Source organism: Flavobacterium fontis (assembly GCF_900129405.1).
GTDB lineage: Bacteria > Bacteroidota > Bacteroidia > Flavobacteriales > Flavobacteriaceae > Flavobacterium > Flavobacterium fontis.
This window is the reverse complement of the sequence record NZ_FQVQ01000001.1, coordinates 12,086-30,566: the sequence shown is the minus strand read 5'-3', so window position 1 is coordinate 30,566 and position 18,481 is coordinate 12,086. Positions and strand designations below refer to the sequence as shown.

Here is an 18,481-nt window from a genome sequence, read left to right as displayed (position 1 = left end):
TTACGAATGTTTGTGAATAAGACGCGTTAGTTTTATCGACAAATCGGTAAGCACGATTTTGGCATTTCCATTCCGTTCGATCAAATACGTCGCTTGTTCGAGTTCTTGTGCTATTTCAACAATATTATTGCCCGTAACAAAGGGTGCAAATTTTTCTAAAGCAAATCCTTGAACGTCGGGTTCCATATATACTAACTCCTTGGCTTGGTAATTGAGTACCAAGGCTTGACGAAACATTTCCAGGCAAAACAGTAAAAACCGTTTTTGGGTTTCGCGTCCTAAACCTGCAATTTCCTCACTCCAAGCAATCAAATCATGTATGGCCGTAGCATTTCCTTTGGCTCGAAAAGCAGCTCTAACCCATTGTACAAACCATTGTTCAAAAGGCAGCTCTTCGTCTTCTTTTCGCATTAATTTCAATGCCTTTGCATAGTTTCCCTGTGATTGATGGGCAATTTTTTTGGCGGTTGATTCGTCGCAGGATTCTTTAGAAATCAATGCTTCTTGGATCACAGCATCGGGAAGGGCATTAAAATGTAAAACTTGACAGCGCGAACGAATGGTTTGTAATACATCTTCTTCATGTTCGGCAATCAAAAGAAACACGGTTTTATCGGTAGGTTCTTCTAATAATTTTAAAAGCTTGTTGGACGCTTCAATATTCATTTTATCGGCACACCATATCAGCATTACTTTGTATCCTCCTTCATGTGATTTTAACGACAACAAACGCACAATTTCATGCGCGTCTTCCACACGAATAACTCCTTGCTTGTTTTTTACATCCAAAACCGCATACCAATCAAATAAAGTTCCGTAAGGGTTTTCTGTGAGAAACTGCCGCCATTCACGTAAAAAATCTAAACTTTTGGGTTTTGATTTAACATCATCGGTGGTTACAGTGGGATAGATAAAATGCAAATCAGGATGCCCTAATTGATCAAATTTTAGTTGACAAGCCGCGCGATTGGTTTCATTCGAAGTGGATTGTGGATGACAAATAAGGTGTCGTGCATACGCAATCGCCATAGGTAATATGCCACAACCTTCGGGTCCAATGAAAAGTTGCGCATGGGGAATACGACCCGAGTCGGCACTTTTAAGTAAATGATTTTTAAGGTGTTCGTGCCCTAAAATTTCTGAAAACAACATAAGCAAATATAACTCAAATCTCGTTTTCTACTCCTTTTGTTGTCTAAAAAATACGGAAAATGGTAAGAAACAATCATTAAAAACGTAAGAAATAACTTAAAAAACAAAACAAAAAGTTAATTTTAACGATAAAAAAGTACACTTTATCGATTTTTGTATATAATTTTGTCTTGTTGTTTTTCACGTTTTAAAAAGCAATGCAAAAGTAAGTAGTCATGAATCAATTGTCAACATCCTTAAAAAAAATATTCCTACTGGGCATTTTGAGCTCCGGGAGTATAGGCTTTGCACAATTGATGGTGCCGTTTAAATCGCGCTTTGAAAAACATTTGAAAGGTGATTTGGTAGTCATTGCCAATAACTCTGTAAACCGCAGTGATTTTAATAACCATGCCAACGATGCGTACTACAACCACACCAATCAAGCGTTGTTGAACGATGAGTTTTACATGGATTACATTGACATCGACAAAGACGAAGCAACGTTTTCGTCCAGTAGTGCCGAATTGTATGTAGAAAATCCGTCAGGGAAGAAAATTGTTTTTGCAGGCTTGTATTGGGCCGCTACCTACAAATATGAAGAAGGGGCGCAAAAAGGATCCGAAAAGTATATCCCTTTGAATCCGCAGCGCAAGGCTTTTACCGCTGTGTTGTTGAAACTTCCGGGATCATCGCAATATACTTCCATTCAAGGGCAATTGTTGTTTGACGGCATCAACGCCAAAGCAACCCAAGACATGGCGCCCTATGCCGTTTTTGCTGATGTTACAAGTTTGGTTCAATCGCTAGCCAATCCGTTTGGGGTGTATACCGTAGCCAATGTGAGGGCTACTTTAGGTACACTTTCGGGAGGTTCAGCGGCTGGATGGTCACTGTTTGTCGTCTATGAAGATGCTTCCATGTCTGAAAAATTCATTTCTCTCAATGATGGATTTCTTTCGTTGAGTCAACAACCGGTTGATTTTACCTACATGGGATTTCATACCCCGACTTCTGGGGAGGTTCGGGTGAAATTAGCTTTTGCCAATTTGGAAGGTGATAACAATTTAATTGGCGACCAAGTGCTGCTCGGTAATGCCAAAACAGGAAGTTTTTTCCCAATTACCGATTCCCGTCGGAAACCCAACAATTTTTTCAACAGTAGTATCACTCAAGACGGGCAATACATGATGAACCGATTTCCTGATAGTAAAAATACATTGGGATACGACACGTGCTTGTTTTCAATTTTTAATTCCAACAATCAATTGGTGTCCAACGATGCGCGTGAGGCCACCCTGCGATTAATGTCGACGGGCGATCAAAGCTTTGTCTATGTCACCGGCATGGTCGTCGATTCAGACAATCAACCCAAAGTACTGGAGAAAAAGGGACTTACCCAAATTCCAAATAAAAACGAATACAAACTTACGGGAACCCAAAGAACCTTAAAATTTATCCCCGCCAATATTGATTTGCTGTCCGAAAACAACGCCAAAACTACCTCTTCGTTCAATCGTTTTTGCCGTGATCAAGCGGTAGAAAATCAGAAGTCAACGGATATTCAAATGCTGAAAATCACGGGAGCCGAAGCTGCGTACTATTTGGTTACAGGAATTTTCAAAACGGAAGGCGCTGCCAACGAGTACTATCGTTTTTTAAAATCCAAAGGATTTGAACCGGTCGAGTTTACTAATCCGCTCAACCAATACCGGTATATCGCTATTTTAAAAACCTCAAGTCAAGAACAAGCCGTGATTAAGTTGCTCAACAAAATGGATGGAACGTTTAAAGAGTGTATCCAAATTGTGGCAGTGAATAAAAATATTACCCAACTTTATGCCGATGCCGCTTGGAACATCAAACGCTTGGAAACCTCAAGAGTAACACAGCAAGAAGAAGATAAGGTAAAGATTCAGTGGGCTACGATTCCCAATGAAGACCAAGGCTATTATATTATCGCCAATGTATTTGCCCTTTCAGAGAACACCGACAATTTCATGAACGTCCTGAAGAAGAAAGGATTTAAACCGCAAAAAATGGTCAACGCTCAAAACAAGTTTCAATACGTTTACCTCAAAAAAGTAGCTACCCAAGAAGAAGCTCAAGTTTGGGTACAATCGCAAATGAATGGCCAATACCACGACAAGCTCTGGGTGCTTTCTGTCAATAATAGTAACGAAACCATTACCGACAATGATCATTAACTTCATTCTTTTCGGCACCGTACTTTCGATTAAAAATCGCCGCAATATGTTTCCCGAAATGTTCAAAAAAGTGCGGGAAAAAGTCCGATTTTAAGTACATCCTATCCACTCTTTTTGTCCGATGAAAAGCGTTAAAAAACCGACCAATGCTTTTTGTCCTTTCCCCAACGCGTTTATTTCGTTATATTTGCCACAAAATTTCTAAGTGTAGCATAAGCGAATGAAAACAATTAACGACTTCAATTTTCAGGGAAAAAAAGCCTTAATTCGGGTAGATTTTAACGTTCCTCTAGACGAACAATTCAACGTTACCGACACCAATCGTATCGAGGCGGCACAGCCCACCATTGCCAAAATTTTAGCCGATGGCGGCAGTGTAATTTTAATGTCGCATTTGGGACGACCCAAAGGGAAAGAAGCAAAATATTCTCTCGAACACATTGTAGCCACAACGGCAAACGTATTAGGTGTGCCTGTTCAATTTGCTTCCGATTGTCGTGGACCTGTTGCACAAGAGGCGGCCGCTCAACTTCAACCGGGTCAAGTTTTACTCCTAGAAAATTTACGTTTTTACCCTGAAGAAGAAGCAGGCGATGTGGCTTTTGCACAAGAATTGGCTTCCCTTGGCGACATCTATGTCAATGATGCCTTCGGAACGGCTCACCGTGCCCACGCGTCTACAACCCTTATCGCACAGTTTTTTCCTGAAGCCAAATGTTTCGGAAGTTTGCTCGCTAAAGAAATTGACAGTTTAAACCGCGTGTTAAAACAATCGGTCAAACCCGTAACGGCTGTTTTAGGAGGTTCCAAAGTTTCCTCAAAAATTACCGTTATTGAAAATATTTTAGACAAAGTCGACCACATGATCATTGGCGGCGGGATGACCTTTACCTTCATCAAAGCACTTGGTGGAAATGTTGGGGATTCTATTTGTGAAATGGATAAACTCGATTTAGCGCTCGAAATTTTACATCAAGCGAAACTCAAAAATGTACACATTCACCTTCCTGTAGATGTGGTAGCAGCCAATGCTTTTGCCAATGATGCGGCCACTCAAATTGTCGATGTTCGTCACATTCCTGATGGCTGGCAAGGGTTGGACGCCGGACCCCAATCGTTGGAGAATTTTAAATCCATTATCATGCAATCCAAAACGATTTTATGGAATGGACCTTTGGGCGTTTTTGAAATGGAACGTTTTGCCAAAGGAACGATTACTTTGGGTGAATTTATTGCCGAATCGACTGCTCAAGGCGCATTCTCACTCGTGGGAGGCGGTGATTCAGTAGCGGCTGTGAAGCAGTTTGGATTGGAGCCCAAAATGAGTTACGTATCTACTGGCGGCGGGGCTATGTTGGAAATGTTGGAGGGAAGAACCCTTCCTGGAATTCAAGCGATTTTGGACTAATTCCCTGATTTTAACAATAAATAAGTAAATTTTAACGTTATAGGGTTTAGTTTTGCAAAACCTTAAGAGGTTGATAAATACACTATTAAAATTGATTTCATGACTTTAAAAAACCGAATAGCAACGCTTTTCTTTTGTGCTTCTGCCAGCATTTTTGCGCAAGAAACACAGGCGCCTCAAGCCAAACAAGATAGCGTTGTCAAACAAGAAATTAAAGTTTCCTTTCTCGATTCGATCAAAGCAACCTTTGTTCATGACGAAATGGCTTCCTGCATCGATAGCATGTGGATGAAAGAATTAACGTCATTGGATTTATACAACACTATGTTGGAAGACATCAAAAACGTTGATATTGACCAGCCGGTGGACTATGAATTGCCCACGGAGTTGCTCAAAGAGCGTCTGCGTCTTTTGGATGAAAAATCACCCTTTAACATTGAGTATAATCCTGGTCTTGAAAACATCATCAAGTCTTTTTTGAAAAATAGAAAAAAGCACTTCGAACGGTTGATGGGCGTTTCCCAATTTTACTTCCCCATTTTTGAAGAAGAATTGGCCAAAAACAATATTCCACTTGAAATTAAGTACTTAGCCATTGTTGAGTCTGCGTTAAATCCTTTGGCCGTCTCTCGTGTTGGGGCTACAGGATTGTGGCAGTTTATGTACCAAACGGGAAAACAATACGGTTTGTCAATTACCTCGTATGTAGACGAACGTAGCGATTCAATGAAGGCCAGTAAAGCCGCCTCGCAATACATGAAAAACATGTATCAAATTTTTGGCGATTGGGATTTGGTATTGGCGTCCTACAATTCGGGCCCTGGAAATGTTGCCAAAGCCATCCGCCGCTCGGGAGGACAGCAAAATTATTGGAACATTCGCAAACATTTACCCAAAGAAACGCAAGGCTATGTTCCGGCATTTTTGGCGACCATGTATATTTTTGAATACCACAAAGAACATGGCATCACACCCAATAAAGCCATTGCCAATCACTTTGCTACCGACACTATCCAGATTAAGCGCCACATGACGTTTAAGCAAATCTCCGATTTGTTGGATATTCCTGTTAATGAAATTTCGTTTTACAATCCTTCTTACAAACGCAAAGAAGTACCCGCAATTACGGGAGAAACGCATTACTTACGTTTGCCAAAAGATAAAATTGCGCTTTTTACTTCCAATGAAGAAAAAGTGTATGCCTATGTAAAATATGAAGAGAGCAGACGCGAGAAACCGTTTGATCGTGTACAACCCCAGCGTGCCAAAGACACCAGTGCTATTGCCGCTTTGAACCGCGAATTTATTGCCCGAACACGCTACCATAAAGTACGTCGTGGGGACAATCTTACCGAAATTGCAGCCAAGTACGACGTGACTGTCACCGACATCAAACGATGGAACCATTTAAAAAGTGATCGTGCACCTTTGGGACGTCGATTGAAAATCAAAATGCCAGAGGAAATTATCGTGAAGAATGTGAAAAACGAGGCGGTGAAAGATTCAACCCAAAAAGCCGTTGCCGTTCAAAATAATACCGCTGAGCCTAAGTACACTCTGACCTACAAAACCGAAAAAGTGGTCGTCAACAAAGACGTTGTCAAGTATCACAAAGTGAAAAGTGGTGATGTTTTGGGAGAAATTGCTTCCAAATACGATGTTTCAGTTGCCGAACTTAAAAAGTGGAATAAACTACGCGGGACCAACATTGGCATTGGCGATCAGTTGAAAATTGTTAAAAACGAGCGTGTTGTGACTACCGTTCGTAAAGAAGTCAAAGTGCCTGTAACAGAGCGTACAGAAGATATTGCAGCACAAGAAAAAGCGGCCAAAATCGAGAAAATGCGCACTACAGGAATCAAGGATTCTACCCAATTGGTGAACTATTATGTAGTAGCAAAAGGAGATAATCTTTTTAGCATTGCCAAGAAAAATAATGTCTCTATCGACAACTTAAAGGCTTGGAATAATTTGAAAGACAACGCGGTAAAAGTGGGAAGTCAATTGATTGTTTCAGGAGAAGTAGCCGAAGTGCCTGCAGAAGAATCACCCAAAAAAGAATACCGTACAGAAGAATACGTTGTTGCACGTGGTGATAATTTGGGCGCTATCGCCAAAAAATACCATACGACCGTGGATCAACTGAAAGCTTGGAACGGAATTACCGATAACGGAATTCAAGCGGGAATGAAATTGGTGGTGCAGAAAACAGAAATCAATGGCGAAGAAACCTCAACACGTGTGGCGACTTCAAAATCAAAATCAAAAGAGAAATTGTACCACGTTCGCAAAGGGGATTCACTATTCAGTATTTCTCAAAAATTCCCCGGTGTAACGATTGCCGATATCAAACGTTGGAATAACATCAAAGGCGAAAATTTACGTCCCGGAATGAAGTTAAAAATCAACGGATAATTTAAAAACTTACTACCTTTGGGGCTTTATTTCACACTATGAATAAAGCCCTTTTTTTTGGTTTTTTGATTTCCTTATTTGGCGTGTCCTGTACTGGAAAACAATCCAAAAATGTCGCTGCAACGGTCACCAAGCCCAATCAAGTTTCGGTGTTAATTGACGACCAACTTTGGAATGGCGAAGTGGGCGATACCTTGCGCAACAAACTCGCGACCCCATTTTTGGGATTGCCCCAAGAGGAGCCGGTACTCACCTTGAACCAGTATCCTGTCAAACTATTGGAAGGATTTACCTCCAACAGCCGCAATATCATCATTATCAAACGCGAGCCAAAAAGTCAGTTTCGAATTGAAGAAAATGAATACGTCAACCCGCAAATGGTGGTCCATATTTCTGGCCGAACGGTGCAAGAGCTCCTGGATTCCATTCAAAAAAATGATTCCTTAATCATTCAACGCATTAAAGCCTCCGAAGTTCGCGTCTACCAACAAGCCTTAAAAAACGATACACTTCAAAATTTAACGCCGTTGCAAGAACGCTTTGGGCTTACCATGGATGTGCCCGCGCGCTACAAAATGGTGATGAGTGGCAAACGTTTTTTTTGGTTAAAAAAAGAAATTACTAGCGGCAATTTAAGTTTGATTGTTTACCAATTGCCTTTATCCAAATTCAAATCGTCCAAAATCAGTACCCGTCGTATCATTAAAATTCGCGATTCTATCGGGCGAATCTATATCCACGGTGCCGTGCCGCGAACGTATATGATGACTGAAAAAGCGTTTACCCCCTATCAATTTGAAACCGAAGTAGCTGGGGTAAAAGCGATTGAAACCCGAGGAAGTTGGGAATTATCACGTGAATTTATGGGCGGTCCGTTTTTGAATTATGCGCTTATCGATACAGCCAACAACCGTGTGGTGTTTATCGAAGGGTTTTGTTATGCACCCTCCAAGAAAAAACGCGACTTAATGTTTGAACTCGAAGCCATCATTCGTTCCACCCGTTTTGTAAAAAAGTAGTATGGCATTAGTATTTAAAATAAAGCGATTTAACGAACTTTCTTTAGACGAACTATATGAATCCCTAAAACTCCGCTCCATTGTCTTTGTCGTCGAGCAAAATTGCGTCTATTTGGACATTGACAGCAAAGATCAAAAGGCTTGGCACGTTTTAGGCTACGAAGGAGACACGTTGGTCGCTTATGCACGGTTGTTTGCAGCAGGCGACTATTTTACCGAAATCTCAATTGGTCGTGTTGTAGTGCATCCTGATTTTCGGGGTATTCAAGCCGGACATGCTTTGATGAAAGCAGCTATGGCGGGGCTATACGATTTGATGGGGCCACAACCCATTACGATTTCGGCCCAGTGTTATCTCGAAAAATTTTATGAATCACACGGATTTGAAAGCATCAGCGAGCCGTACCTCGAAGATGATATTCCCCATGTGCGTATGCGCAAAAACTAAATTTTGGTAATCACGAGTTCCACCCGACGATCATACTGCGGGTCTTTCCCCAACGGTTTGGTATTTCCATAGCCTTTGAAGGTCATTCGATTTTTGGGCACGCGCCGAAAAACCAAGTATTTGTATACTGCCATGGCCCGATTTTCCGAGAGTTTTCGTTTGCGGGTATCTTTGTCAATAGCTTCTTTTTGATTGGGCGGTGTACAGCATACGTGGCCTTGAATTTCAAACTGTAAATTGCTATACCGTAACGTCAACAAAGCCACTTTATCCAATTCTTGTTTGGCTTTCGAAGTCAATCGGCTGCTTCCCTTTTCAAACAAAATATTATCCAAAATGATGTGATCACCTACCACATGGTTTTTTTGCAACATATTGTAATATCCGGGCAATACGAGTTTGGGCAACTCTCGCAGGTTGATGACGATGTCGACCCGTCGGTTTTTGGAACGTTTTTCGGGTAAATTATCGACAATATCATCATCGATTAAAACTTTTCCTTTTCCTTCAATGGTTACAATGATCTTGTTGGTGATTCCGTTTTCAATCAATTTGGTTTGAATCGTTCCCGCGCGTTTGGTGGAGAGTTTAAAATTGTAATCTTCTTTTCCCACATCGTCCGTATATCCAAAGATTTGAATAGATTCAATGCGTGTCGAATCGGTTCCTTTAACAAAAGCGACCATATCTTTTACTTGTTTTTCATTGACGTCGGCTTTGTCAAAATCAAAATAAACCGAATGCACAATTTCTTCTTGAGCCATTCCTTTTCCCCAAGAAAACAAGAGAAATAAGACTAAAAAACGATTCATCATTGTAGAATTTTTTGGTATTCCGAAGGGTTTGCGAGCAATTGGGTCGCGCGTGCAATTTCACTGTTGTTTTTCACATAGTATTGGTACAACCCTTCTTTGTATTGGTAACGGCGAATCAATTCGTCTAAAATCAACCGTTTGATTTCTTTTTGGTGTTTATCAAGCAAGGCTTCTTCACTTTTTTGCAAAGCAGCAAATAAGGCATCGTATTGTGTTTTGATGGATTCGTCGATTTTTTCTTTTTTAGCTTTCTCCAAAGTAGCTTTTAAAGCCAACTCGGTTTCGGTGTCAAAGCTAATTTTCTCTTTTTTCAAAAACGCTTTAAAGTCGGCATAATCGGCATCTGTGAGGGTAGGAATCGCATTCCCCACATTGGGATTACGATAATAATAGGCCGTGGCATAGTTGAAAATAGCATCATTTTTTTGCAAAACTTCGGCAATGGTGCTCATTTTGGTTTCCTCCATTTCAATATCGGGTTGAATTCCCCCGCCATCATATACGGTGCGTCCCTTTTTGGTTTTAAACGCATTGAATTTCTCCGCTTTTTGCGCTTTTCCGTCTTTGTCTTTACGACCGTAATCCAACGCTTGAATACAGCGTCCAGAAGGCGTGTAATAGCGCGAAATGGTTACTTTCACTTGGGTTCCATAGGTCATATCCAACGGACGTTGCACCAATCCTTTTCCAAAACTACGACTGCCAATAACCACTGCTCGGTCTAAATCTTGTAGCGCACCCGAAACAATTTCAGAAGCCGAGGCACTTTTTCCATCGACAATAATGGCCAACGGAATGTTGAGATCAACGGGTTCTCGCGTGGTTTTGTAAGTCGCGTTGTATTTCTCGTTTTTCGATTTGGTGGTCACAATGGTTTCGCCTTTGGGGACAAACAAACTGCAAATATTGACCGCTTCATTTAACAAGCCCCCAGGGTTGCCACGCAAGTCTAGAATGATACGCTCGGCGCCTTGGGATTTCAATTTCTCTAGGGCCTCTTTGGTTTCTGTTGTGGTTTTGCGGTTAAAAGCCGACAACACAATGTAGCCCGTTTTGGCATCGACCATCCCAAAGTAGGGCACGGCGTTGATTTCGACTTCATCCAACACAATCGTGGTTTCCATGGTTTTTCCCTGGCGCAAATATTTGACAGCTACTTTGGTGTTTTTGGCGCCTTTCAACAACTGGGAAGCATCGTCTTTAAAGTCGGCCAAAAGCACATCGCCAATTTGTATAATAGCATCCCCTGCTTTGAGTCCCGCTTTATCGGCAGGATATCCTTTGTAGGGCTCCTTGATGATTAACTTGTCTTCTTTGCGCGAAATCATTGCTCCAATACCCGTATATTCTCCGGTATTGTTGATTTTGAATTTCACCACATCTTGTTCGTTGAAGTAATTGGTATACGGGTCCAAATCGGCCAACATGCTTTTGATCGCTTTGTCCATTAACTCGGCAGGATTGACTTCATCCACATAATTTTGGTTGACTGTTTTAAACAAAGTGGTAAAGATTTCAATCTGTTTGGCAATTTCAAAAAAATCGTCTTTAAAACTGCTGCCTACAAACAACATACCGGCAGCAAGGACGGGTAGTACATAGCGTTTTTTATATTTTCTAAACATCTTCTTCAGTTTTTTGGGTGCTTTGGACTTTCGCCCATTTAGCAAATAAAAGTTGTGTTTTAGCTTCAATTTCGGCAAACGACAAGCGGTCGCGGGTTTGGTAAAAAAACAGCATCACTTGGGGTTCCGCGAGCTGTTCTTTGATTTGGTGTTGGTGTTTACGATAACATTCGCGCAATACCCGTTTGAAATAGTTGCGATCGACGGCTTTTTTGAAATATTTTTTGGAAACCGAAACAGCTATTTGCAGCGGCACTTTATTTTCGGGCACAGAGAGAAACACCAAGCGCAACGGATATTGTCCCACGCTTTGTCCCTCTGTAAAAAGCCGTTCAATGAGTTTTTGCCGCTTTAATTTTTCAGTTTTGGGATAGCCAGCTTTTTTTGGGGTTTCCAAACCTACTTCGAATTATAGACGTTATACACCATTTTCAAATCACGGTAATTGATGTAAAATTGCATGCGACCTCCTTCGTCTTTGCGGGTCACCAACAAAATTACACACATTTCCCCGTTATTATCCAAACATTCAAATCCTAAGGTTTCTTCTCTGTCGTTGGCAATTTTGTCATAATAGGCGGTGATGCGATACAATTGCAAGTCTTTCGAATGCACTACAATCCGGTCTTTGTCACCATCGAGCGTTATGACCACATCGGCGGGCTTAAACTCCGACCAATCCGACCATTGCCCTTTTTTATCCCGATCCATAATACTTAAACTACTGGCTTTAAAGCGGTATTTCTGCGCTGAAACGGGTTGCGCACCTACCACCAAAACCCCTAAAAGTAAGAGAAGTCGTAAATATTTCATCCTGAAAAAATTATACGGTGTAAAACTACAAATTCTAATTCATAAAAACACCTTCCCTGCAAACGTGGAATTTTTGGAAATATTTGACGGAGTTTTAGGTTTCAAGTTTTAGGTTTCAGGTTTCAGGTTTATTTCGCTACGCTACATCAGTCGGCTGAAGCCTCTTGTCAAGTTTCAGGTTTCAAGTTTCAGGTTTCAGGTTTCAAGTTTCAAGTTTCAGGTTGAAGAGAGTGCTTTTATGTGGAGAAGTTTAAAAAGTGTAAAAGTGTAAGAATTCACAATCACAGACATCGTTTCGTGACGATTAATAAAGAATTACTCTGTTGCAAAGTAGCTCAGCATTTTAGCGGCTCTGGAATTCAAAAGCTTTTTTTACCGCAAAGGCGCAAAGGTTACGCAAAGTCCGCGATGTTTTACCAAGTATTACAAAGATTTTAAGTCCACCAAGTTCACGGCCTTTGGCCGTTTTAGTTTTTCTTAACCTATATTCGGCACTTTGGGAAACTTTAAATACCTTAATGGTAAAACCTTTGGAGCACAAAGTCTCACTAAGTTTTTCACGAAGTCTCACGATGTATTTTACCGCAAAGGCGCAAAGGTTACGCAAAGTCCGCGATGTTTTACCAAGTATTACGAAGATTTTAAGTCCAACAATTTCACGGCCTAAGGCCGTTTTTGTTTTTCTTAACCTATATTCGGCACTTCGGGAAACTTTAAATACCTTAATGGTAAAACTTCTGGAGCACAAAGTCTCACTAAGTTTTTCACGAAGTCTCACGATGTATTTTACCGCAAAGGCGCAAAGGTTACGCAAAGTCCGCGATGTTTTACCAAGTATTACGAAGATTTTAAGTCCAACAAGTTCACGGCCTAAGGCCGTTTTTGTTTTTCTTAACCTATATTCGGCACTTCGGGAAACTTTAAATACCTTAATGGTAAAACTTCTGGAGCACAAAGTCTCACTAAGTTTTTCACGAAGTCTCACGATGTATTTTACCGCAAAGGCGCTAAGGTTCCGAAAAGGCCAAGAAGTTTTACATCAAGATTTACGAAGAGTTTAAGTCCACTAAGTTCACGGCCTTAGGCCGTCTTAATTATTCTTAACCTATATTCTGCACTTCGGGAAACTTTAAATACCTTAATGGTAAAACCTTTGGAGCACAAAGTCTCACTAAGTTTTTCACGAAGTTTCACGATGTATTTTACCGCAAAGGCGCTAAGGTTCCGAAAAGGCCAAGAAGTTTTACATCAAGATTTACGAAGAGTTTAAGTCCACTAAGTTCACGGCCTTAGGCCGTCTTAATTATTCTTAACCTATATTCTGCACTTCGGGAAACTTTAAATACCTTAATGGTAAAACCTTTGGAGCACAAAGTCTCACTAAGTTTTTCACGAAGTTTCACTATGTTTTGTAAACAGCTAATGCCTGATATATGCCGAAATGTATTGGCACATCAACACATCAACACATCGACACATTGGCTCATCGGCATATTGACACATCGACACATTGGCACATTGACCTACCTTTCAAACTTATTATTATTCCCCTTCACATCCGCCATCAACCCAGCGGGATCAATCACTATGCTTTTAATGTTGGCCAACGGTTTCTCGATGCGGAATTGATAGCGGGGATTGCCCCAAGCCCAGTCGGTCAAGACTTTACGTGGCAATTCAGGATCGGGATTGGGTTTGATATAATGCATCATCCGCAGTGGAATGTAGAAATTCTCTTTTGAACCGTCGGTGTAGGTTACTTGCAAATCGATAGGCATCGGCATGCGACCCAAGCGCTCCAAGTTGACCACCGAGCCGCCCTCTTTTTCCTCTACTGAGGTAATGCTATAGTCAATCGTATTGGTGGTTTGGGTAAAATCGATTAAATACCAATCCAAAACTGCGCCCGAAACTCGTTCGGCTGTGCGTTTAATGTCGTTGGGCGTTGGATGTTTGAACTTGAAGTCTTGGTAATATCGGCGTAAGATTTTGTCTACCGCCACTCGACCCAAAAGGTATTCGAATTGCGCCAAAAATACTTCCCCTTTGCTATAGGAAGCTATGCTATAACTGCGGTTTTCATCGTAACGGTCGGCATGTGTCGACAAAGGCTGTTCTTTTCCGCTGTTGGCCAAATTGATATAGGCTTTGTACGCTCCAGCATACGGATTGGCCACGGGTTGTGGAGAAAGCGTGTTCATCGCACGGTCTTCAATATACGAGGTAAATCCTTCATCCATCCAAGGGTGTTTACTTTCGTTGGTGGCCAAAATGTGTTGAAACCAAGAGTGGCCCATTTCGTGGGCGATCAATCCCGTTAAGCCATTCAATTCGCCTTCGCCCAAAATCAAGGTACACATTGCATATTCCATACCGCCATCGCCGCCTTGAATCACGCTATATTGTTTGTACGGATAAGGTCCCACCCAATAATTAAACAAATCCATGATTGTGACCACTTTGGGTTGTACCGCTTTCCAAGTAAGCGCAATTTCAGGTTTGTTTTTGTATAAAAAATGCAACGCGACTCCGTTCGGACCCTGTACTACGTCATGTACATAGTTGGGGTCGGCAGCCCAAGTAAAATCGTGTACCTGCGGCGCTACAAAATGCCAAGTCAGTGTTTTTTGCTTTTTAGGGATACTCACTTTTACCCCCGGATCTTGGTAGTTGTAGCCGATTTCATTTCCGTTTTGCAAATACCCAGTACCGCCAAGAATATACGATTTATCAATAGTAATTTTCACATCAAAATTACCCCAAACACCTTGAAACTCACGGGCGATGTAAGGATCCACATGCCAGCCTTCAAAATCAAATTCGGCCATTTTAGGATACCACTGACTCATTGAAAGGGCAACTCCTTCGCGATTGTTTCGCCCAGAGCGTCGAATTTGCATGGGAACTTGACCTTCAAAATTCAAGGTAAGTACGGTTGATTTACCCGGAAGCAAAGACACGGCCAATGGCACTTTGAGTAAGGTGCCACTCACGGTGGTTTCGAGTAGCGCGCCCGCTTGACGGACATTGCTTACGTTCAAATACCCAATTTCGTCGGGTTTGAGTTGGGCTATGCGACTCTGTTTGATTTCTTTATCGCCTTCTTTGATTTTGTTCACCATGCGGCTGTCAGGATCTTTGACGTGTTGAAGGCGCATGTCCATCTCACTACCCGGTTGAAATGCGTTGTTGTACAAATGGTAATACACCGTTTGCAAGGTATCGGGAGAATGGTTGGTGTAGATGAGTTCTTGCGTTCCTGTGTAGCGATAGGTGGTGACGTCCATGGTGACGTCCATTTTGTAATCAACATGTTGTTGCCAATACCCGTTTTGGGCTTGACCCCAAAGGGAACAAAATACAGTTACAATAATCAAAAGTGGTTTCATAGTTTAAGAAACAAGGGGTTAATTATAGTCAAAAATGCCACAAACTACGGGGTAACTTGTGGCATGTTTTGTGTTTTTATTTTTAAACGGGGCAAAGAAAACCGAGTGTTTGCATCGGTTGAGTGTTACACGCGCTTAGTTTTTTGCTGCACGTACCATTTGATCGGCCATAAGCAACGCATTGTAAGCATTTACAATTTTGCCCGATACGCAGGTGGCACTAAATGGAATTTGTACTTTTTCTTCGCCAACACCCACATTGGTTGCAATAGCAATTCCTGAATCCATCAAAATGTGTTTCACTTGTGAAGCGGTCAAGGAAGGGTAATACGAACGGATTAATGCGGCAACGCCTGCTGCATTGGGAGCGGCCATCGAAGTACCTTGTTCGTATTTGTATTTGTTGTTGGGATAAGTAGCGTAAATTTTTACTCCAGGAGCAAAAACATCGACATTTTTCTGTCCATAGTTGGAGAAATCAGCCACCATTTTAGCGCCTGTCGCGGTATTTAAAGCTCCGATGGTAATGAGATTGTCGGCAATTTCCTTCCCGTTGACTTCATCGGTGGGGAAATTCGGCTCAACGTCAATGTCTTTGCTGTCGTTTCCTGCCGCGTGCACGATAAGTACATCTTTACTTTCGGCATATTTGATGGCATCCCACACCCATTCTTTGTGCGGAGAATAATCTTTCCCAAAGCTCCCGTTGATGACTTTGGCGCCATTATCTACAGCATAACGAATCGCCAAGGCAATGTCTTTATCGTACTCATCGCCATTGGGCACGGCACGAATCGCCATGATTTCAACATTTTTAGCCATTACGCCATCGCCACCGATACCGTTGCCTCTTACCTGGGCAATGATTCCAGCTACGTGTGTTCCGTGTGAAGCATCGGCCACATCGGGCCCTTTTACATTTCCGTTCCCGTAGTTGCGATCATTGAAATCTTCAGGATTATCCCCAACTACTTTTCGACCGTCAAATTCTACGTTGAGGTTGTAATTAAGTTGGTCATAGATATAATCCACATACGATTTGATTTCTTCTTGAAATTCGTCTCCAGCTTGTGCCGCAATACTCATCATAATCATTTTACTACGGTTGATCGTGGCATCAGAAGTGCTTATTCCTTTGAGATCTTCTTTCGTGTATGTTTCTTTTTTCAGGAAGGTCCGAATGTCTTTATCGGCCTTGGCAATCATGTCTACCTGTGGCTTTTGCTGTTTCATTTCCTGCAACTTTTGGTCGAGTTCCGCTTTAGCCCGTTTGTACGTTTCTGAACCATCGTCGCCTTTTTTTACAATCCGGGTAAGCTCCAAATTCATGGCCGTAGCTTCTCCCAAAAAGTTCCACCCATTGACATCATCGACATATCCATTTTTGTCGTCATCGATCTTGTTGTTGGGAATTTCTTTCGTATTGGTCCAAATCCGTCCTTTCAAATCCGGATGATCAATGTCCACTCCCGAATCGATAACGCCAACGATAACTTTTGTTCCTTTTCGTTTTTTCAACAATTCGGCATACGCTCGATCGACACTCATGCCTGGAACCGTGTCTTTGATCAAGTCCAAATGGCTCCATCGTTTTAAGTCGGATTCCTTAATCGGGGTAGTTTTTAAAACAGTTTTGTCAATTTTTGCAGGATCGGTGCTTACAAACGGCGCATTAGACGATCCACAACTGGTGAGTAAGGACGCAGCAACTAGCGCCACCCCTACTGATTTTTCAAAATTCAAGTGCAACATAATTTTCATTTCAAGGCAATTTGCCATAATTGGGTTTAAAAATATTCGCTTTTACATGAAAAGCCTTAGCGATTAACATTAGATTAAGATATCTTCCAAACGATATACCTGATCGAGTCGAATGCCTTTTTCGGTGTGCTTCACGGTCACAATGGGGTTGTGCGCATCGTGTTCCAACCATAAATAGTATCCGTGGTCGGCAGCTGCAGTCAGGAATTTTGTTTTTTCATCCAAAGTCAACAGCGGTCGCGTATCATAACCCATCACATAAGGAATGGGGATATGCCCCGCGGTTGCCAATAAATCGGCACAAAAAACAATGGTTTTATCGCCGTAGGAAAGGTGAGGTAACATTTGCTTTTCGGTATGACCGTCGGCGTAAAAGATGTTGAATCCCATTTCGTTGGAAAAACCAAAATCACTTTCGGGGCGGTTGATAAAACGCAATTGACCACTCTCTTGCATTGGAATGATGTTTTCGTGTAAAAACGACGCTTTTTCCCGTGCATTCGGTTGGGTAGCCCACTGCCAGTGGTTTTCGTTGGTCCAAAACGAAGCCTTTTTAAACGCCACTTCATAGCCTTCCCCCGATGCTTTACGGTTCACACTTCCGCCACAATGGTCAAAATGCAAGTGCGTCATAAACACATCGGTCACATCATCGCGGTGAAAGCCGTGCTGAGCCAACGAAGCATCGAGCGAATGATTGCCCCAGAGGGAGTAATAACTGAAGAATTTTTCCGACTGTTTATTACCCATTCCCGTGTCAATTAAAATCAAGCGATTTCCCTCTTCGATCAATAGACAACGCGCTGCGATATCGATGAGGTTGTTGGCATCTGCCGGATTGGTTTTGTGCCAGATGGTTTTGGGAACGACCCCAAACATAGCGCCGCCGTCCAACTTAAAGTTACCGGCTTCAATTGCATAGAGTTTCTTCATATAAATCCGTGTAAACGTTCACTATTTCGGGTGGACAAGGTACAAAATCCAAACGGGAACTTTTGATAAACTTTATTTATAAGAATTCGACTAAAAAATATGTTAAATCGACGAGTGAAAAGCTTTAAGGTGTATCTTTGCAACAATTTAGACAAAATTAAAATAAGCTATGATTAAAGTGTCCGAATCAGCCAGTAAAAAAATTGTCGAAATGATGCATGACGACGGTTTTGATGCCGCTCACGACTTTGTTCGTGTTGGGGTGAAAAGCGGTGGGTGTTCCGGTTTGTCTTATGAGTTGAAATTTGATAAGTCGATCGGGGAAAACGATAAAGTTTTTGAAGACAACAACGTTCGCATTGCTGTTGAGAAAAAGTCCTTTTTGTATTTAGCGGGAACTGTTTTGGAATATTCAGGCGGGTTGAATGGGAAAGGCTTTGTATTTAATAATCCCAATGCAAGTCGCACCTGTGGATGTGGGGAGAGTTTTTCACTCTAATTCCAATTTTTAATTTTA

At 41.7% G+C, this 18,481-nt stretch carries 15 protein-coding genes; 6 read left to right on the top strand and 9 right to left on the bottom strand.

From position 1 onward, the window contains the following. Positions 1–1,152, bottom strand: a complete 1,152-nt coding sequence (locus BUC17_RS00140; RefSeq protein ID WP_073360203.1) for a DNA polymerase III subunit — start codon at positions 1,150–1,152, stop codon at positions 1–3. A 215-nt stretch (positions 1,153–1,367) separates the two neighbouring features. On the opposite strand from BUC17_RS00140, the gene BUC17_RS00135 reads away from it, so the two are divergent. The 5 genes from BUC17_RS00135 (at position 1,368) to BUC17_RS00115 (ending at position 8,628) form a co-directional block, all read left to right on the top strand. Continuing rightward, positions 1,368–3,338, top strand: coding sequence for a hypothetical protein (locus BUC17_RS00135; RefSeq protein WP_073360202.1), 1,971 nt, complete (start codon positions 1,368–1,370; stop codon positions 3,336–3,338). A 220-nt stretch (positions 3,339–3,558) separates the two neighbouring features. Next, on the top strand, positions 3,559–4,746 hold the full coding sequence (locus BUC17_RS00130; protein ID WP_073360200.1) for a phosphoglycerate kinase: 1,188 nt from the start codon (positions 3,559–3,561) through the stop codon (positions 4,744–4,746). Between the two features lie 99 nt (positions 4,747–4,845). Continuing rightward, a complete protein-coding gene (locus BUC17_RS00125; RefSeq protein ID WP_073360198.1) occupies positions 4,846–7,161 on the top strand; it encodes a LysM peptidoglycan-binding domain-containing protein in 2,316 nt (771 codons plus the stop codon). Positions 7,162–7,199: 38 nt separating this feature from the next. Next, positions 7,200–8,180: a DUF4837 family protein gene (locus BUC17_RS00120; RefSeq protein WP_073360196.1), complete on the top strand. Its 981-nt coding sequence runs from the start codon at positions 7,200–7,202 to the stop codon at positions 8,178–8,180. Position 8,181: 1 nt separating this feature from the next. Beyond that, on the top strand, positions 8,182–8,628 hold the full coding sequence (locus BUC17_RS00115) for a GNAT family N-acetyltransferase (protein WP_073360195.1): 447 nt from the start codon (positions 8,182–8,184) through the stop codon (positions 8,626–8,628). Here BUC17_RS00115 and BUC17_RS00110 read toward each other — a convergent pair. From BUC17_RS00110 to BUC17_RS00075, 8 genes are all read right to left on the bottom strand, one after another. Then, on the bottom strand, positions 8,625–9,443 hold the full coding sequence (locus BUC17_RS00110; RefSeq protein ID WP_234977664.1) for an OmpA family protein: 819 nt from the start codon (positions 9,441–9,443) through the stop codon (positions 8,625–8,627). The two genes, BUC17_RS00115 and BUC17_RS00110, sit on opposite strands and share 4 nt — an antisense overlap. Then, positions 9,440–11,068, bottom strand: a complete 1,629-nt coding sequence (locus BUC17_RS00105; RefSeq protein ID WP_073360193.1) for a S41 family peptidase — start codon at positions 11,066–11,068, stop codon at positions 9,440–9,442. Before BUC17_RS00105 ends, BUC17_RS00110 begins: the two co-directional genes overlap by 4 nt. Beyond that, entirely contained in the window at positions 11,061–11,465 is a 405-nt protein-coding gene (gene rnpA, locus BUC17_RS00100; protein ID WP_073360191.1) for a ribonuclease P protein component, read from the bottom strand. Before rnpA ends, BUC17_RS00105 begins: the two co-directional genes overlap by 8 nt. Before the next feature lie 2 nt (positions 11,466–11,467). Then, on the bottom strand, positions 11,468–11,881 hold the full coding sequence (locus tag BUC17_RS00095) for a hypothetical protein (protein WP_073360189.1): 414 nt from the start codon (positions 11,879–11,881) through the stop codon (positions 11,468–11,470). A gap of 343 nt (positions 11,882–12,224) precedes the next feature. Further along, positions 12,225–12,866, bottom strand: coding sequence for a hypothetical protein (locus BUC17_RS00090; RefSeq protein ID WP_073360187.1), 642 nt, complete (start codon positions 12,864–12,866; stop codon positions 12,225–12,227). Between the two features lie 538 nt (positions 12,867–13,404). After that, positions 13,405–15,270 (bottom strand): M1 family metallopeptidase, encoded by a 1,866-nt coding sequence (locus tag BUC17_RS00085; RefSeq protein ID WP_073360185.1) that lies wholly within the window; start codon positions 15,268–15,270, stop codon positions 13,405–13,407. Between the two features lie 135 nt (positions 15,271–15,405). Further along, a complete protein-coding gene (locus tag BUC17_RS00080) occupies positions 15,406–17,031 on the bottom strand; it encodes a S8 family peptidase (protein ID WP_143161673.1) in 1,626 nt (541 codons plus the stop codon). Between the two features lie 69 nt (positions 17,032–17,100). Then, entirely contained in the window at positions 17,101–17,964 is an 864-nt protein-coding gene (locus BUC17_RS00075) for an MBL fold metallo-hydrolase (protein WP_073360183.1), read from the bottom strand. Positions 17,965–18,133: 169 nt separating this feature from the next. On the opposite strand from BUC17_RS00075, the gene BUC17_RS00070 reads away from it, so the two are divergent. Continuing rightward, positions 18,134–18,463, top strand: a complete 330-nt coding sequence (locus tag BUC17_RS00070) for a HesB/IscA family protein (protein ID WP_073360181.1) — start codon at positions 18,134–18,136, stop codon at positions 18,461–18,463. Positions 18,464–18,481 lie beyond the last annotated feature (18 nt).

What these genes read in the sequence shown, in the direction of transcription:
- BUC17_RS00125 (WP_073360198.1), top strand. Translation starts at nt 4,846, where the DNA reads ATGACTTTAAAAAACCGAATAGCAACGCTTTTCTTTTGTGCTTCTGCC.
- BUC17_RS00105 (WP_073360193.1), bottom strand. Translation starts at nt 11,068, where the DNA reads ATGTTTAGAAAATATAAAAAACGCTATGTACTACCCGTCCTTGCTGCC.
- BUC17_RS00070 (WP_073360181.1), top strand. Translation starts at nt 18,134, where the DNA reads ATGATTAAAGTGTCCGAATCAGCCAGTAAAAAAATTGTCGAAATGATG.
- BUC17_RS00115 (WP_073360195.1), top strand. Translation starts at nt 8,182, where the DNA reads ATGGCATTAGTATTTAAAATAAAGCGATTTAACGAACTTTCTTTAGAC.
- BUC17_RS00110 (WP_234977664.1), bottom strand. Translation starts at nt 9,443, where the DNA reads ATGATGAATCGTTTTTTAGTCTTATTTCTCTTGTTTTCTTGGGGAAAA.
- BUC17_RS00075 (WP_073360183.1), bottom strand. Translation starts at nt 17,964, where the DNA reads ATGAAGAAACTCTATGCAATTGAAGCCGGTAACTTTAAGTTGGACGGC.
- BUC17_RS00120 (WP_073360196.1), top strand. Translation starts at nt 7,200, where the DNA reads ATGAATAAAGCCCTTTTTTTTGGTTTTTTGATTTCCTTATTTGGCGTG.
- BUC17_RS00130 (WP_073360200.1), top strand. Translation starts at nt 3,559, where the DNA reads ATGAAAACAATTAACGACTTCAATTTTCAGGGAAAAAAAGCCTTAATT.
- BUC17_RS00095 (WP_073360189.1), bottom strand. Translation starts at nt 11,881, where the DNA reads ATGAAATATTTACGACTTCTCTTACTTTTAGGGGTTTTGGTGGTAGGT.
- BUC17_RS00080 (WP_143161673.1), bottom strand. Translation starts at nt 17,031, where the DNA reads ATGAAAATTATGTTGCACTTGAATTTTGAAAAATCAGTAGGGGTGGCG.
- BUC17_RS00140 (WP_073360203.1), bottom strand. Translation starts at nt 1,152, where the DNA reads ATGTTGTTTTCAGAAATTTTAGGGCACGAACACCTTAAAAATCATTTA.
- BUC17_RS00085 (WP_073360185.1), bottom strand. Translation starts at nt 15,270, where the DNA reads ATGAAACCACTTTTGATTATTGTAACTGTATTTTGTTCCCTTTGGGGT.
- BUC17_RS00135 (WP_073360202.1), top strand. Translation starts at nt 1,368, where the DNA reads ATGAATCAATTGTCAACATCCTTAAAAAAAATATTCCTACTGGGCATT.